Raw genomic sequence first — 15491 nt, 5'->3', positions numbered from 1 at the left:
GGCCCTAGCAGGGCAGGCAAGCCTTACGCAAGAGGTATCAGATGAGTCCGGCGGCCGTCATCAGATCGGTCACCTTCTTGCTGTTCAGCTTTGACGGCTCGATCTTCGGGGCCTGCAACTCGGCAAGCGGCACCAGCTTGGGATTGGACTGCGCACCGTTACCAACGGCATACTCAAAGGAGTTGCCATCGCGCAGCACGGTCTGGCCACCCTTGCCAGTGATCCACTTGATGAAGGCCTGCGCCTCTTTCTGATGCTGGCTGGAGGCAAGCACAGCGCCGCCGGAAATGCTGACGAACGCGCCCGGATCCTGGTTCTTGAAGTAATGCAGGGCGACATTCTTGCTGTTTTCGCCGGTCTTTGCCTGATCGCCGAACCAGTAATAGTGATAGATCAGCGCGCCTTCGATCTCGCCAGCATTGACGGCTTTCATCGCAACGCTGTTACCCTTGTAGCTCGTTGCATTCTCTTTCAGCGCCTTCAGCCATTTGGCGGTCTCCGCCTCGCCCTTCAATTCCAGAAAGGCGCTGACGATTGCCTGGAAATCCGCGCCGCCCGGCGAGGCGCCCCAGCGTCCCTTCCACTTCGGATCGGCAAGATCCATCATGGATTTCGGCAGATCGGCTTCCTTCAGCTTCGTCTTGTCATAGGCAAAGACGGTGGTCCGGGCGGCAACGCCCGTCCATTTGCCGTCTGCCGCCTTGAAGGTCTCAGGAAGCTGGGCCAGCGTATCCGCGTCGATCGGCGCGAAAAGACCAGCGGCGTCGACCAGGACCATCGCCGGGGAGTTTTCGGTCAGGAACACGTCGGCGGGCGATGCCGCGCCTTCCTCGATGATCTGATTGGCGAACTGCATGTCGCTGCCATTGCGGACCGTCACCTTGATGCCGGTGTCCTTGGTGAACCCTTCGGCCCATGCCTGGGTCAGCGTCTCATGCTGGGCATTGTAGACGACGATGCCATCATCCTGCGCGTGCGCCAGGGAAACAGCCAACGGGCCTGCTGCGGTAGCGCAGACAAGCGTCAGGCCGGCAAAAAATGAGCGGGAAAACTTCATGGCATCCTCGATTTTGGTGGGCGGACAGATTTCTTCCCCAGCCTATATTTAACATGAGTAGGCATTTCAAGTTTAGACAATGGGGGCAGGGTCACAAAATATTGAAAATGGCATCCGAACGCTGCTTTCGGCCCCGATCTTGAGATCTTCCGGACTTGCAGCCTTCTTCCTTGCCTAAATCCGATTGCACTCAAATCAGTTGAATGCTATCGATAAGCATGGAAACTAATTTGAAGAGTTTATGGGCCGAGTTCGCCCCGCTTCTGCTCGTCTCCGGCCGCGGCTGGCGTCGGGCTCTCAACATCATGTTGGTGGAACACAATCTGTCGGACGCGACTGCCGCACCGCTGATCACCCTTCTTCGACTGGGCGACCGCATTCCCCAGGGCGTACTGGCCGACAGGGTTGGAATAGAAGGCCCTACGCTGGTGCGTGTGCTCGACGGACTGGAAAGCGACGGCCTCATCTGCCGCGTGCCCGACGATACGGATCGTCGCATCAAGCTGGTGGAACTGACTCCGGCCGGAAAAATCGTCGCCGAACGCTGTGAGAAATGCGCCGCAAAGCTGCGTGAAACGATGCTCGGCGACATTCCACCAGAGCAGATGCTGGCGGCGCTCGACGTCCTCAGGATCATTTCCACAAAGGCTTCGTCCTTTACCGGAGCATCCGACGATGACCAGTAATGCAAGCCGTTTTCCGGAGCTGGGCGACGTCGTCTTTTCGCTGAAGACCTTTATCGCAGCGATGCTGGCGCTGGCGATTGCCCTCTGTTTCGACCTTCAGAATCCCTACTGGGCTGTTGGCACTGTCTATATCGTTTCGCATCCCCTGTCGGGTGCGAGCACGTCGAAGGCCGTCTATCGCTTGCTCGGTACGGCGATAGGCGGGACCATGACCGTCATTCTGCTTCCCAATCTGGTCAACTCACCCGAAGTCCTGACGCTCGCCATCTCGCTGTGGATGGGGCTCTGTCTTGCCGTGGCGCTGCTCGACCGGACACCGCGCAGCTATGTCTTCATGCTTGCCGGCTATACGACGGCGCTGACGGCATTTCCGATCGTTGCAACGCCGGAGATTGCCTTCACCTATGCGGCGGCCCGGGTCATCGAGATTGCAGTGGCTATTGTCTGCGCGGCGGTTGTCAGCCGCGTGCTTTTGCCCTGCCACGCCGGCCCGGTCCTTGCCACGCGCATCGATGCCTGGCTGAAGGACGGCGCAGCCCTTGCCCTAGGAACACTCCGTGGCCGCTATGACGATCCCGCCAACGCAGCGCTGGTCGGACGCCTTTCAGCCGATGCCGTCGATCTGCATGCGTTCACGACCCATGTTTCCTACGACACCTCCAGCCATCGCGACATGGTGGACTCCGCCCGCGCGCTGCAGCGCCGCATGATCGTGCTGCTCCCCGTGACCTCCGGTCTTGCAGACGTGCTCGCTACCCTGTCGCGTGTCACGACATATACGCCGGCCATGACCCGGCTGATCGATGCTGCGTCCGACTGGCTCGAAAGCGGCCAGCCACTCTCTCGCGACCAGCGGCAGACTTTTCTAACGCTGATGGAAGAGGCGGAAAACGACACCGGCGACAGGCCGCCCTGGGCGCAATTGCTGGTCCAGAATATCGTCGCGCGCATGCGGGATCTCATCCAGATCTGGAGCGACTGCATCGACCTCAAATCGGATATCACCTCGGGATCGCGGCACGCCCTGCGATGGAACCGATTCGGTTCGTCGCTCGACACGCAGCCGATGCACAAGGACTACGGCATGGCGATCTATTCGGCACTCGTGGCGATGCTTTCGACCTGCATTGCGACCGCCGCCTGGATTCTCACAGGCTGGCCGCAGGGAAGTGCTGCGGCAATGATGGCCGGCGTCGTCTGCTGCCTGTTTGCCGCCATGGACGATCCGACACCGGCAATCCGGGGCTTCATCACGGCGAGCCTTGCCGCCGTCGTGGCAGCCTTCGTCCTCGAGTTCGGCATATTCCCGATGGTCTACAGCTACTGGGCGCTCTCGGCCGCGCTCGGTCTCTTCCTCATTCCTGCAGGTATCCTGATGGCGAAGCCGAAGACCATGCTGCTCGGCCTCGGCTTCGGCGTCAACCTGCCGAACATGCTGTCACTGCAGGGACGACTGAGCCTCGACCTGCAGACATTTCTCAACTCGAACACGGCTTTGATTATCGGCCTCGTCATTGCCTGCTGCACGACCGCGCTTGTGCGCAGCGTCGGGGCGGAATGGAGCGCCCGCCGCCTTCTCCACGCAGGCTGGGCGGACATAGCCGCTGCGACACGGCGGCAAAACGACCGCGATGTTGCCGGGCTCCTGCATCGGATGGTCGATCGCCTCGGGCTTGCAGCGCCACGGCTTGCTTCCTTGCCGGCAAGCGCAGCATTGACGCCGAACGATGTCCTGAAGGATTTGCGCAACGGCCTGAATACCGTCGACCTGCAGCGGCTCAAGCCTTCGCTGTCGGAAACGGACAGCGCGGCCGTGGATGCTGTCCTCGTCTCGGTGGCAAACCACTACCGGGCAAAGCGAGACGCGGCAGGCGATGCATCCGGCAACCTGCTGGCAACGCTCGATCGCTCGCTCGCCATCCTCGGAGCAGACGCGATATCGACCGAAGCCGCCGGCGCCCGGCGTGCCATGACCGGACTGCGCTACAATCTTTTCCCCGACGCACCGATCTTCGCTGCCAATGAAAACCGCGCAGCCCCGGACGTCACCAACACGGAGAAAGCGGCATGAGACCGGAGGTCGACATCTACGGGGTTTATATCCCGACGCTGGGCGCGATGGCCGTCATCGTCTTCTTTATCAACGCAATCCTTAGGCGCGCGCTGGCAGCAACCGGCTTCTATCGCCTCGTCTGGCATCGGCCGCTGTTCGATACTGCCCTCTATTTCTGCCTGCTCGGCGCCCTCGTGCTGACAATCAATCGGATACCCCTATGAAGTTCCTGGCATTTTCAGGTCGTTTCCTGCTCACGGCCGTTGTCGTCGTTCTGGCTGGCGTCCTTGGGTGGCACCTCTGGGATTATTACATGAACGCGCCCTGGACGCGGGATGGCAAGGTGCGCGCAGACGTTGTGCGGGTGGCCGCCGATGTCTCCGGCTTCGTGACCGAGGTCGACGTCAAGGACAACCAGAGCATCAAGAAGGGCGATGTCATCTTCCGCATCGACCAGGCGCGCTTTTCCCTCGCCCTGCGGCAGGCCGACGCGCAAATTACCAGTGCCCAGGCGGCGCTCGGCATGGCCAAGAGCGACCTCGAACTCTACCAGCGCCTCGGTGACGGGTCGGTAACGCGCCAGAAGATCCAGCAGACGCAGGCCACAGTCGCACAGGATCAGGCGGCGCTGGAGGAAGCGGTGGTCAGCCGCGACACCGCGCAACTGAATATCGACCGCTCGACCGTGCGGGCACCGGTCAACGGGATTCTCAGCAACTTCTCGCTCCAGCCTGGCAACTATGTGACCGCCGGGAGTGCCGTCACAGCGCTGATCGACGCGGATTCCTACTACATCGACGGCTATTTCGAGGAAAACAAACTGGATCGGATCAAGGTCGGCGATGGCGCCGTCGTCCATCTGATGGGAACTAAGGACGCCCTGAAGGGCCGCGTTGTCGGCATCGCAGGAGGGATCGAGGACCGGGAGCGCTCGGAAACGAGCAGCCTGCTTGCCAACGTCACGCCGACTTTCACCTGGGTTCGCCTCGCCCAGCGCGTGCCGGTGCGCGTCGCCCTCTCCGACGTGCCTGCAGGCACCGCGCTGGTGGCGGGACGGACTGCCAGCGTGACGATCACACCGTAACCGGTGACCGATATAGAAAGGCCGCAGCATCGTAACGCTGCGGCCCTCGTAATGCACTCACCTGCGATCAGGTATCCAGCGTTTCCAGACGGCGGCTGAACGCCAGGGCAGCAAGCGTGCAGAGCGCGCCGGACAGCAGGTAGTAGCCGGCAAACGCGATGCCGAACTGACTGGAGAGGCTGAGCGCCACAAACGGCGCAAAACCGGCGCCGATCAGCCAGGAGAGGTCCGAAGTGATTGCAGCGCCCGTGTAGCGGTAGGTTTGGCCAAAGCGCGAGGCGAGAGCACCGGCCGCCTGGCCGAAGGACAAGCCGAGCAATGAGTAGCCGATGATGACGAAGGTGTATCGGCCGGTCTGGCCACCATCGAGCAGGTGCGGGGCGATAAAGCTGAAGATCGCGATCAGAACTGCGCAGACGGCCAGTTGTCCGCGACGACCGATGCGATCGGCAATCAGCCCGGAACAGACGATGCCGACAATGGCAAAGATCGCTCCGACGAACTCGACCATCAGGAAGGAAGCCGGAGCCTGCTCACTGTAAAGCGTCACCCAGCCGAGCGGGAAGACCGTCATCAGGTGGAACAGCGCGAAACTTGCGAGCGGTGCAAAAGCACCGATGACGACATCGCGTCCATGGACACTCAGCATGTCAGCAACCTTGGTTGCTTCCAGCTCGTGCCGCTCCAGCAGCGAACCGAACTCCGGAGTAGCCACCAGCCGCAACCGGGCAAACAGCGCCACGACATTGACGGCGAAAGCGCAGAAGAACGGATAGCGCCAGCCCCAGGACAGGAAATCCTCGGTCGACAGGCTGAAGACGAAATAGGCAAACAACGCGCTGGCAATCATGAAGCCGATGGGCGCACCAAGCTGGGGGATCATCGCATACCAGCCACGGCGATTTGTTGGCGCATTCAGCGCAAGCAGCGATGCCAGGCCGTCCCAGGCTCCTCCCAGTGCCAGGCCCTGGCCTATGCGAAATGCGGCCAGCAGCCAGATCGCCGCAACGCCGATCTCGTCATAACCGGACAGGAAGCTGATGGAGACAGTCGATCCTCCGAGCAGGAAAAGCGCGATCGTCAGCTTCACGCCGCGCCCGTAGGTCCGATCGACCGCCATGAAGATGACCGAGCCGATTGGTCGGGCAATGAAGGCCAGCGAGAAAATGAGGAACGAATAAAGCGTGCCTTGCAGGGCATCGGCGAACGGAAAGAAAAGCTTCGGAAAGACCAGCACCGAGGCGATGCCGTAGATGAAGAAATCGAAGAATTCGGACGTGCGACCAATGATCACTCCGATGGCGATATTGCCGGCCGCAACCGGTCTGTCCGAGTGTATCTTGCGGGCATCCCGCTCCAGTCCAGACGATGTCGGTTCTGCGCTCACATGCGTAAAATTAGCCATAGTGAAACCTCCCTGCCCCTGGGCGCGCTCCTCCACGAACTCGCCCCGAAAACGATGTTCGACCTAACTCTACCCGTTATCAAGTCGGAAACTGCTAATCGGATCATCGAGACATTAAAATCGCAGGATTTGCAGCATTTCCCAGATCCAGAGTCTTTGTTTCGACCAACCGATGGAGATTTGTCACGGGTGGGATATATTCACTTCCGAGAAACGCCTTTGGCACGATAAATCTGTCTGGATTTCTCGACCTTTTGCCGGTAGGTGCAATACCGACGTTGCCGCGACGCAGTAAGCTTGCTGCGCTGCGACGAAACACCTCATATCGTTCATGACCTCCGTCAATTAAGTCACGGCAGTGTCGAAACAAAAAGAGCTTGCGACGTGCACAGAGCATCGAAAATCTTCAGCCGTTTATCCGCCCTTTCCATGCTGGTCCTGCTAGCGGGCTGTAACATGGTGGTCATGGCGCCATCCGGCGACATCGCCGTTCAGCAGCGCGACCTCATCGTGATTTCCACGGTGCTGATGCTCCTCATCATCATCCCGGTGATCTTTCTTATCTTCTTTTTCGGCTGGAAATACCGTCAGTCGAACACGGATGCCAAGTATGATCCCGATTGGCATCATTCGACACGTCTCGAGGTCATGATCTGGTCGGCTCCGCTGGTGATCATCATCGCGCTTGGCGCCGTCACGTGGATCAGCACCCACAAGCTCGACCCTTACAGGCCGCTCGACCGCATCGACAGCGCGACGCCGCTCGCAAAAGACGTGAAGCCTATGACCGTCGAGGTCGTGGCGCTCGATTGGAAATGGCTGTTCTTCTACCCCGACCTCGGCATTGCGACGGTCAACGAACTCGCAGCTCCGGTCAACACGCCGATCAACTTCAAGATCACGTCCGGCACCGTCATGAATTCGTTCTACATCCCGGCACTGGCTGGCCAGATCTACGCCATGGCGGGCATGGAAACGAAGCTGCATGCCGTGATCAACAAGCCGGGTGAGTTCGAGGGCATCTCTGCTAACTACAGCGGCGCCGGCTTCTCGAACATGCGCTTCAAATTCCACGGCCTCGACCAGGCAGCTTTCGATCAGTGGGTCCAGAAGGCCAAGAGCCAAGGTAAGGTGCTGGATACGACCAGCTACGCCGAGCTTGCCAAGCCGAGCATCAAGGACCCGGTTCAGTACTTTTCCTCTGTTGGCGACGGTCTCTACAATTCCATCCTCAACATGTGCGCTACCCCCGGCAAGATGTGCATGAACGAGATGATGCACATCGACGCCAGCGGTGGTGCGGGCAAGGAAAGCCAGGAAAACCGCGAAAAACTGATTCACGACAATCGCGATGCCGCAAATGACGTCGCGCCGGCCACTATGGACCACGGCGACACATCGATGCCGGGCATGGATATGGGCAACGGTTCCGCCGCCCCTGCCACGCCGAGCAAATGATCTCCGTGACTGCGTATTCAGAACAAGACATTCATAAGGACAGAGGCAATCCATGTTCTCAAACCCGGACCTCTTGAAGTTCATCTTCGGTCGACTGACCCTCGACTCGATCCCCTATCACGAACCGATCCTGATCGTGACGTTCATCGTCGTGGCAATCGGCGGCGCCACGGTCCTCGGCTTGCTGACCTATTTCAAGCTTTGGGGCTATCTGTGGAACGAATGGTTCACAAGCATCGACCACAAGAAGATCGGCATCATGTACATGGTGCTTGCGATCATCATGCTGTTGCGCGGCTTCTCCGATGCCCTTCTGATGCGCATGCAGCAGGCAATGGCGTTCAACGGATCCGAAGGCTACCTGCCACCGCATCACTACGACCAGATCTTTACGGCGCACGGCGTGATCATGATCTTCTTTGTGGCGATGCCGCTCGTCACCGGTCTGATGAACTTTGCGGTTCCGCTCCAGATCGGCGCGCGCGACGTGTCCTTCCCGTTCCTGAACAACTTCAGCTTCTGGATGACAACGGCCGGCTCGATGCTGATCATGATCTCGTTGTTCATCGGCGAATTCGCTCGCACCGGCTGGCTGGCATACCCGCCGCTGTCGGAAAGCGCCTATAGTCCCGATGTGGGTGTCGATTACTATATCTGGGGCCTGCAGATCGCGGGTATCGGAACTCTTTTGTCGGGCGTCAACCTGATCGCCACCATCGTCAAGATGCGTGCGCCAGGCATGACCATGATGAAGATGCCTATCTTCACCTGGACGGCGCTCTGCACCAACGTCCTGATCGTCGCCGCCTTCCCGGTATTGACCGCCGTTCTCGCCTTGCTGTCGCTCGACCGCTATGCCGGAACGAACTTCTTTACCAACGACCTCGGCGGCAACCCGATGATGTATGTCAACCTCATCTGGATCTGGGGCCACCCGGAAGTGTACATTCTCATCCTGCCAGCATTCGGCGTGTTTTCGGAAGTTGTCGCGACATTCTGCAGCAAGCGCCTGTTTGGCTATGCGTCGATGGTCTACGCCACCGTCGTCATCACCATCCTTTCCTACCTCGTCTGGCTGCATCACTTCTTCACGATGGGTTCCGGCGCCAGCGTCAACTCGTTCTTCGGCATCACCACGATGATCATCTCGATCCCGACAGGGGCGAAGATCTTCAACTGGCTCTTCACCATGTATCGTGGTCGCATCCGCTTCGAGGTTCCGATGCTGTGGGCCATGGGCTTCATGGTGACCTTCGTCATCGGCGGAATGACGGGCGTCATGCTCGCAATTCCTCCGGCCGACTTCGTGCTGCACAACTCGTTGTTCCTTATCGCCCATTTCCATAACGTCATCATCGGCGGCGTCGTGTTCGGCGCGTTCGCAGGCATCAACTACTGGTTCCCGAAGGCTTTCGGCTTCAAGCTCGATCCGTTCTGGGGCAAGATGTCTTTCTGGTTCTGGCTGGTCGGCTTTTACTTCGCCTTCATGCCGCTCTACATTCTCGGCCTGATGGGCGTCACCCGCCGCCTCAGCCAGTTCGAGGACCCGTCGCTGCAGATCTACTTCGTCACCGCAGCTTTCGGTGCCGGCCTGATTGCCATCGGCATTGCCTCGTTCCTGATCCAGATCTTCGTCAGCATCAAGAACCGGGAAGCGCTTGCGGATTTCACCGGCGACCCCTGGGGCGGCCGTACGCTCGAATGGTCGACTTCGTCGCCACCCCCGAGCTACAACTTCGCCCTCACCCCGATCGTCTACGATCACGACTCGTGGTGGGACATGAAGGCACGCGGCCATGTTCGTCCGACGGAAGGCTTCCTGCCGATCCACATGCCGAAAAGCACGAGCGCCGGCATTATCCTCGGTATTCTCAGCATCGTCTTCGGTTTCGGCATGGTGTGGCATATCTGGTGGATGGCAGCGCTCGGCTTTGTCGCAATGCTGGTCGTCACCATCGCCCACACCTTCAACTACAAGCGTGACTTCTACATTCCGGTCGAAGAAGTGATCAGAACCGAAAACGCGCGGACCAAGCTGCTTGCAGAACGGGTATAAGACAATGACAGCAATGCATGCAGACGCCGCCGCAGATGGCAAAACGCCTGCCTTCTACCTGAAGGAAGAGCACCACCCAGAAGAGAGCACGATGCTCGGCTTCTGGATCTACATCATGAGCGACTGCCTGATCTTCGCAGTGCTCTTCGCAACCTATGCCGTGCTCGGCCGCTCCTATGCGGCCGGCCCTTCGCCAGCCGACCTGTTCGAGCTGTCGACCGTGGCGATCAATACCACGATGCTGCTGCTCTCCTCGATCACCTATGGCTTTGCCATGCTGAGCATGGAGAAGAACAACACCAGGTCGACACTGCTCTGGCTGGGGATTACCGGCCTGTTCGGGATCGCCTTCGTCGGGCTCGAGCTGAACGAATTCTATCACTTGATCCTCGAGGGCGCCGGCCCGCAGCGAAGCGCGTTCCTGTCGGCGTTCTTCACCCTTGTCGGCACGCACGGACTTCACGTCACCTGCGGTATCATCTGGCTGGTTACCCTGATGGTTCAAGTCGGCAAGCATGGCCTAATTCACGAGAACAAGCGCCGCCTGATGTGCCTCAGCATGTTCTGGCACTTCCTCGACGTCGTCTGGATCGGCGTTTTCTCCTTCGTCTATCTCATGGGGGTTCTCGGATGAGCTCGAACACACACACTCCACACACTGCAGACAGCGATCACGGACATGCCGCCCATGGGCACGATGGCCACGGGCACGGCGGGACCGAAGCCGCACACGGTACGTTCAAGAGCTACATGACCGGGTTTATCCTGTCGGTAATCCTGACCGTGATCCCCTTCTGGCTGGTGATGGCAAAGGTCATCGAAAGCCCGGTAACGACAGCCGGCATCGTCATGGCGCTCGGCGCCGTACAGATCGTCGTCCACATGGTCTATTTCCTGCACATGAACACCAAGTCTGAAGGCGGCTGGAACGCACTGGCGCTGACCTTCACCGTGGTGATCGTCGTGATCGCGCTCAGCGGTTCGCTCTGGGTCATGCACAACCTCAACGTCAACATGATGCCAATGTCCCCGGATATGATGCGCAACATGCCGTAAAGAACTACCGGGCGGTCTACGATCGCCCGGCTTTTCCGGCTTGAGCACCTGCTCGCCGGTTTCGCGCCTCCGACGGAGCCTCGCGCCATGACACCCGTTTCCGCCCCCCCTTCGACGTCCCACCGGTCAAGATTTGCCTTGGTAATGTGGGTGATCTGCCTGCTGTTGCTGACCGCAGTCTTCATCGGCCTTGGAACCTGGCAGGTCGAACGGCTGCATTGGAAGCTGGACCTGATCGCCCGCGTCGATGCGCGGGTGCATGCCCCGCCGCAGCCCGCACCCGGCCCTTCGACATGGTCTTCGATAAATACCAATGACGACGAATATCGCCATGTACGCATCGCCGGCACCTTATTGAACGACAAGGAGACCCAGGTCTACGCAGTGACGAACCTCGGTCCCGGTTTCTGGGTGCTGACGCCAATGAAATCCGCGGACGGAACGATAACTTGGATCAATCGTGGCTTCGTTCCGACGGACAAGCGCAATCCTAAGACGAGGCCGGAAGGCGAAATCTCGACACCCACCACCATCACCGGCCTTCTGCGCATCGACGAACCAAATGGCACATTGCTGCGGTCAAACGTGCCGCAGGACGAGCGTTGGTATTCCCGCGACGTCGCGGCGATGGGCGCTGCCCGGGGCCTTACGGACGTTGCGCCCTATTTCATCGATGCGGATTCACAGCCCAATCCGGGCGGATTACCCGTCGGCGGGCTGACACAGATCGTTTTCCCGAACAGCCATCTGGTCTATGCATTTACTTGGTTCGGGATGGCGATCATGTCATTCGGCATGACCGGCTATCTTGTTTTCCTCGAACGCAAACGCACGACGTCCTGAAAAAGGGACTGCCATCCCGCGACGGCAGTCCCTCATTTAGCGGTGCGGTTTACCAGCGGGGTGGTGGGGGACGGCCCCAATCTCCATCACCGCCGCCATACTCATCCCAATGATGGTGATGATGCGGAGGCCAGCGGTCGCGGTCCCAGAACGGCGGCGGACCGCGACGCCACTCGTTGGGCCGGCATTCGCCATTCCATGATTCGTGCCATCCTCGACCGCAGGCGTAATCGACTTGCACGATCGACGCGTTGTCTGCGCTGAACGTTGAAGGACCAACCGGCATTGCCTGGGCTGCGGAGACGGCGAGACCCGTCCAAACTACTGCAGAAGCTATCAAGGAGTATCGCATATCTGATGACCTTTCGTTCGAACCATCCCCGGTAAAATTGCGCTTCTGCGCCTTAACCGGGACTGAATTGAACGAGAGCTTTCGGTTCATCAAACACGAGCGACCGACAGGCGCCGCCCTATAGTCAGACGCTCTTCGGAGCTGCCTTCTTCACCTTTTCGACAGGCTCCAGCTTTGCGTCTTCGGCTTCCTTCAACAAGCGCTGCTCCTTGAGACGCGCAGTTTTGCGCAGGCGCGCGGCGGACTCTTCATGGGCAATGGTGCGAAAGGGAGGCGCATCGGCAGCGCTCTTGTCGCGCTTACCGGTCTTGTCCGTCTTGAAGAATGAGTCTTTTGCAGTTTTCGGCATGCCGCGTGTCCTTCGTTGATGTGAGTTGGAGCGGCGGGCGAATAAGCTTCGTCATCACCCAATGGAGCAATGACGCCGTATTCGTCTGTCATAGAAAGAAGGCTAACCGATCGAGGCAAGCCGGCGATGGTCGGGACAAAGGCTCCGTTCGGAAGCCGTTGTTGAAACGTTGAAAACATTGACGGCGGTCCGCTGAACCAATGTCTTCCACCCATCTCTATGACATCATAGATAGGCCATTGGCCCTGCCATGGCAAGGCAGGGTGCGGTGTGCAAACCTGCCTGAGGCTACCCTCAGACGGTAGGACGACGGTATCCCGTCGGCTGCTCGTAGAGCCAGCCAATCCGCTCGACGGCGTCGGCGAAGTTCTCGCGGGCAACCGTCATCGTGTGACCGTTGGCGTGGATGATCGTCTCGGCATCCTCCATGATTGCGACGTGCCCTTTCCAGAACACAAGATCGCCGCGGCGAAGATCGCCCCGCTCGATCGGTTCGCCGAGGCCTGCTGCCTGCATGTCGGCATCGCGGGGCGCAGCTTTGCCAACCATGGCCATCGCCAACTGGACCAGCCCGGAGCAATCGATGCCCAGCCCGGAGCGACCGCCCCAAAGATAGGGCGTCTCGATAAAGCGGCCCGCGACGGTAACGTAGTCGCTTTCTACCGCTTCGCCGATCAGCCGCACATGCTTGGCATAGAGCGCAGTACCGTCATCCAGAACAACGTATCGATTTCCCCGGACTTCCGCCTCGCCCGTAACACAGACCCGGCTCCCCATAGACAACACAGCGACCTGCGGCTTGCGAAGCTCCGGCTCCGGATAAAGCGGGCTGCGTTGGGGCCAGACGACATGCGTCGGACTGGCTCCGGCGACCGACAGGGCATCCTCCGGCAGATAGCCGACATACCCGTCTGAGGCTGCCTTCACCCAGCACCACCCGTCCTTGCGCTCGAACACATTCACCGCCTCGCCGCGTAGCAATTCCGTGTCGATACCCGCCGACGTGTCCGCTTTGGGACGCAGACCAATGACGGGCGCGCCGATCAGCGCCGGGTTTCCTGCAACGAAGCGCTCGGCATCTACCATTCCCTCGAGCGCAATGTCGGCAAGATCGGGCCGGTAGGCATTGAGGCGGCGGTCCAGTTCCATCCTTGTATCCTTCAGGAGGTGAGCAGGCGGCTTTGGCCAATGACCAGATCGCCAAGTTTTTCCAGATAAAGCGCACCGGTGACGGTGCGCTTTATGATGACATTGCGGCGATCCTTGGCGTCCCGCACGCGGTCGACAAGCCCCATCGCCCCCATCGTATCGAGGGCGCGAGTGATCACCGGCTTGCTGACGCCCAGTGTGGCCGCCAGTCCACGAACCGTATGGGGCGGCGGCACCAGATAGATCTGCAGCAAGATCGCCATTTGTCGCAAGGTGAGATCCCGCTTGTCGAGATGAACCTGCTCTATGGTAACGCCATGCCACAAGCCCAATGCCTGGGAAGCGGTCAGTTCAAGGGACAAGACGCACTCCGGGGTCCGTTACGCAGCCGTTTCATTGTCCTGCGAGTTCGTGACCATTTCAAGAGGCGTTTCCGGATCCCGCCGCTTACCGGACTTTCTGTCGGATGTAGTGGTACAGTGCGCGGATAGCCTGTGCTTCACCGCCGCCCGGCGAATGGGGCCGCTCGCTTGGCGCCCAGCCATAGATATCGAGATGCGCCCAGCTTTTGGTATTGGTGACGAAGCGCTTGAGGAACAAAGCGGCCGTGATGGCGCCTGCCATGCCGCCAGCCGGGGCATTGGTGATATCGGCAAACTTGGTCCGGATATCCTTGTCGTAGCCCATGTAGAGCGGCATCCGCCACAGGGGATCGTCCGTCTCCAGGCTCGCCTCGGCGAGATCATCGGCAAGGCCTTCGTCGTCGGTAAAGAGCGGCGGCAGGTCGGGACCGAGTGCGACGCGCGCAGCACCCGTCAATGTGGCCATGTCGATCATGAGATCGGGGGCCTCCTCGTCGGCGTAAGCCAGTGCGTCCGCCAGGATGAGACGACCTTCCGCATCGGTATTGTCGATCTGGACAGTCAGGCCCTTGCGGCTCTTGTAGATATCGCCGGGTCGGAAGGCATTGCCGGAAATGGAATTTTCAACAACCGGGATGATGACGCGCAGGTCGACCTTGAGCTTTGCATCCATGATCATCAGCGCCAGACCCAGGATATTGGCAGCGCCCCCCATGTCTTTCTTCATCAGAAGCATCGAGGCAGACGGCTTGATGTCGAGGCCACCGGTATCGAAGCAGACACCCTTGCCCACGAGCGTGATGCGACGATGGCCTTTCTTGCCCCAGCGAAGCTCAAGCAACCGCGGCGCGTCGGCGCTGGCGCGGCCGACGATATGGACCAGCGGAAAGTTCTGCGTCAGCAGGTCGTCGCCTGAAATGACGGTGCATTGCGCATTGTAGTGGGCGGCGAGTGCCCGGAAGACTTCTTCCAGATGGCCGGGGCCCATATCGTTGGTGGGCGTGTTGATCAGATCGCGGGCAAGAAACACACCAGCCAACTGCCGCCTGATATCGGCAGCATCAGCATCACGCGGGATCATCAGCGTCGGTGCGACAGTCTTGTCCACCTTGTAGCGGTCGAACCGATAGCTGCCGAGGCCGAAACCTAGCGCCAGCCGATGGACCGTGAGCGGGGCTGTCTCGATGTGCCAGTCGCCAGGTGGCAGCGAGCGGGCAAGGCGGCCGGTCAGATAGGGCTGCTCGGAGGGGTTGGCGCCGAGGCCGAACAAGGCACCGCCGAGGTGGCCCTCCTCCGTCGGGATAAGCAGCAAAGTGCCGCTGTCCGCCTTGTAGCCAGTCTTTCGAGCCCAATCGAGGGCGATGGGATCGATTGTGCCTGTTTCGATATGCGCGGGCGTAACTGCGAAGACCGGGAGGGTCTTGCCACCCTTGGTATTAAAGGGCGTTGCTCGGTCGATATACTGGTAGGGGGCCATGATGATCCTTCGAACCGCCTGAGTCGGTAAATTAACGATCTGTTAGGGTTAACAGATTATTGCTGGAGCGAAGATTGCGCCACACTATTATCTGCTGTCTTTAT

Annotated in this window: 16 protein-coding genes; 9 read left to right on the top strand and 7 right to left on the bottom strand. The window is 59.7% G+C overall.

What is annotated here, in order from left to right:
- Positions 1-37: 37 nt before the first annotated feature.
- Entirely contained in the window at positions 38-1057 is a 1020-nt protein-coding gene (locus PR017_RS16235; protein WP_111215914.1) for an iron ABC transporter substrate-binding protein, read from the bottom strand.
- Between the two features lie 230 nt (positions 1058-1287).
- Here PR017_RS16235 and PR017_RS16230 point away from each other — a divergent pair, with 230 nt between their 5' ends.
- Genes PR017_RS16230 through PR017_RS16215 form a run of 4 tightly spaced genes read left to right on the top strand, consistent with a single transcriptional unit; the run spans position 1288 to position 4880 of the window.
- Complete coding sequence (locus tag PR017_RS16230) at positions 1288-1743, top strand: MarR family winged helix-turn-helix transcriptional regulator (RefSeq protein WP_202617167.1); 456 nt, start codon at positions 1288-1290, stop codon at positions 1741-1743.
- Positions 1733-3814 carry an FUSC family protein gene (locus PR017_RS16225; protein ID WP_111215903.1) on the top strand — a complete coding sequence of 694 codons (2082 nt, stop codon included), beginning with the start codon at positions 1733-1735 and terminating at the stop codon, positions 3812-3814. The genes PR017_RS16230 and PR017_RS16225 overlap by 11 nt, the downstream gene beginning before the upstream one ends.
- Positions 3811-4020 carry a DUF1656 domain-containing protein gene (locus PR017_RS16220; RefSeq protein WP_111215900.1) on the top strand — a complete coding sequence of 70 codons (210 nt, stop codon included), beginning with the start codon at positions 3811-3813 and terminating at the stop codon, positions 4018-4020. Before PR017_RS16225 ends, PR017_RS16220 begins: the two co-directional genes overlap by 4 nt.
- Positions 4017-4880 carry an efflux RND transporter periplasmic adaptor subunit gene (locus tag PR017_RS16215; protein ID WP_111215898.1) on the top strand — a complete coding sequence of 288 codons (864 nt, stop codon included), beginning with the start codon at positions 4017-4019 and terminating at the stop codon, positions 4878-4880. Before PR017_RS16220 ends, PR017_RS16215 begins: the two co-directional genes overlap by 4 nt.
- Positions 4881-4947: 67 nt before the next feature.
- Here the strand turns inward: PR017_RS16215 and PR017_RS16210 are convergent, their stop codons facing one another.
- Positions 4948-6285, bottom strand: a complete 1338-nt coding sequence (locus PR017_RS16210; protein ID WP_111215895.1) for an MFS transporter — start codon at positions 6283-6285, stop codon at positions 4948-4950.
- A gap of 384 nt (positions 6286-6669) precedes the next feature.
- Between PR017_RS16210 and cyoA the strand changes: the two genes are divergently transcribed.
- From cyoA to PR017_RS16185, 5 genes are all read left to right on the top strand, one after another.
- A complete protein-coding gene (gene cyoA, locus PR017_RS16205; protein ID WP_111215893.1) occupies positions 6670-7743 on the top strand; it encodes a ubiquinol oxidase subunit II in 1074 nt (357 codons plus the stop codon).
- Between the two features lie 52 nt (positions 7744-7795).
- Entirely contained in the window at positions 7796-9799 is a 2004-nt protein-coding gene (cyoB, locus tag PR017_RS16200) for a cytochrome o ubiquinol oxidase subunit I (RefSeq protein ID WP_111215891.1), read from the top strand.
- A 4-nt stretch (positions 9800-9803) separates the two neighbouring features.
- Entirely contained in the window at positions 9804-10433 is a 630-nt protein-coding gene (cyoC, locus tag PR017_RS16195) for a cytochrome o ubiquinol oxidase subunit III (RefSeq protein WP_111215889.1), read from the top strand.
- Positions 10430-10855, top strand: coding sequence for a cytochrome o ubiquinol oxidase subunit IV (gene cyoD / locus PR017_RS16190; protein ID WP_111215888.1), 426 nt, complete (start codon positions 10430-10432; stop codon positions 10853-10855). Before cyoC ends, cyoD begins: the two co-directional genes overlap by 4 nt.
- Positions 10856-10942: 87 nt before the next feature.
- Complete coding sequence (locus tag PR017_RS16185) at positions 10943-11698, top strand: SURF1 family protein (RefSeq protein ID WP_111215886.1); 756 nt, start codon at positions 10943-10945, stop codon at positions 11696-11698.
- Positions 11699-11747: 49 nt separating this feature from the next.
- Here the strand turns inward: PR017_RS16185 and PR017_RS28425 are convergent, their stop codons facing one another.
- From PR017_RS28425 to PR017_RS16165, 5 genes are all read right to left on the bottom strand, one after another.
- A complete protein-coding gene (locus PR017_RS28425; RefSeq protein WP_425070032.1) occupies positions 11748-11984 on the bottom strand; it encodes a GCG_CRPN prefix-to-repeats domain-containing protein in 237 nt (78 codons plus the stop codon).
- A 190-nt stretch (positions 11985-12174) separates the two neighbouring features.
- The gene (locus PR017_RS16180) at positions 12175-12399 is read right to left on the bottom strand and encodes a hypothetical protein (RefSeq protein WP_111215883.1); all 225 of its coding nucleotides are present in this window, start codon (positions 12397-12399) and stop codon (positions 12175-12177) included.
- 294 nt (positions 12400-12693) lie between these two features.
- Positions 12694-13548, bottom strand: a complete 855-nt coding sequence (locus tag PR017_RS16175) for a C40 family peptidase (RefSeq protein WP_111215882.1) — start codon at positions 13546-13548, stop codon at positions 12694-12696.
- Between the two features lie 11 nt (positions 13549-13559).
- On the bottom strand, positions 13560-13910 hold the full coding sequence (locus PR017_RS16170) for a MarR family winged helix-turn-helix transcriptional regulator (RefSeq protein ID WP_111215880.1): 351 nt from the start codon (positions 13908-13910) through the stop codon (positions 13560-13562).
- Positions 13911-13995: 85 nt separating this feature from the next.
- Complete coding sequence (locus PR017_RS16165) at positions 13996-15387, bottom strand: leucyl aminopeptidase family protein (RefSeq protein WP_111215879.1); 1392 nt, start codon at positions 15385-15387, stop codon at positions 13996-13998.
- Positions 15388-15491 lie beyond the last annotated feature (104 nt).

Origin of the sequence: Rhizobium tumorigenes (assembly GCF_003240565.2) — a bacterium.
Classification (GTDB): Bacteria; Pseudomonadota; Alphaproteobacteria; order Rhizobiales; family Rhizobiaceae; genus Rhizobium; species Rhizobium tumorigenes.
This window is presented reverse-complemented; position numbering and strand designations above follow the sequence as displayed.

What these genes read in the sequence shown, in the direction of transcription:
- PR017_RS16235 (WP_111215914.1), bottom strand. Translation starts at nt 1,057, where the DNA reads ATGAAGTTTTCCCGCTCATTTTTTGCCGGCCTGACGCTTGTCTGCGCT.
- PR017_RS16225 (WP_111215903.1), top strand. Translation starts at nt 1,733, where the DNA reads ATGACCAGTAATGCAAGCCGTTTTCCGGAGCTGGGCGACGTCGTCTTT.
- PR017_RS16220 (WP_111215900.1), top strand. Translation starts at nt 3,811, where the DNA reads ATGAGACCGGAGGTCGACATCTACGGGGTTTATATCCCGACGCTGGGC.
- PR017_RS16215 (WP_111215898.1), top strand. Translation starts at nt 4,017, where the DNA reads ATGAAGTTCCTGGCATTTTCAGGTCGTTTCCTGCTCACGGCCGTTGTC.
- PR017_RS16210 (WP_111215895.1), bottom strand. Translation starts at nt 6,285, where the DNA reads ATGGCTAATTTTACGCATGTGAGCGCAGAACCGACATCGTCTGGACTG.
- cyoB (WP_111215891.1), top strand. Translation starts at nt 7,796, where the DNA reads ATGTTCTCAAACCCGGACCTCTTGAAGTTCATCTTCGGTCGACTGACC.
- cyoC (WP_111215889.1), top strand. Translation starts at nt 9,804, where the DNA reads ATGACAGCAATGCATGCAGACGCCGCCGCAGATGGCAAAACGCCTGCC.
- cyoD (WP_111215888.1), top strand. Translation starts at nt 10,430, where the DNA reads ATGAGCTCGAACACACACACTCCACACACTGCAGACAGCGATCACGGA.
- PR017_RS16185 (WP_111215886.1), top strand. Translation starts at nt 10,943, where the DNA reads ATGACACCCGTTTCCGCCCCCCCTTCGACGTCCCACCGGTCAAGATTT.
- PR017_RS28425 (WP_425070032.1), bottom strand. Translation starts at nt 11,984, where the DNA reads ATGCCGGTTGGTCCTTCAACGTTCAGCGCAGACAACGCGTCGATCGTG.
- PR017_RS16180 (WP_111215883.1), bottom strand. Translation starts at nt 12,399, where the DNA reads ATGCCGAAAACTGCAAAAGACTCATTCTTCAAGACGGACAAGACCGGT.
- PR017_RS16175 (WP_111215882.1), bottom strand. Translation starts at nt 13,548, where the DNA reads ATGGAACTGGACCGCCGCCTCAATGCCTACCGGCCCGATCTTGCCGAC.
- PR017_RS16165 (WP_111215879.1), bottom strand. Translation starts at nt 15,387, where the DNA reads ATGGCCCCCTACCAGTATATCGACCGAGCAACGCCCTTTAATACCAAG.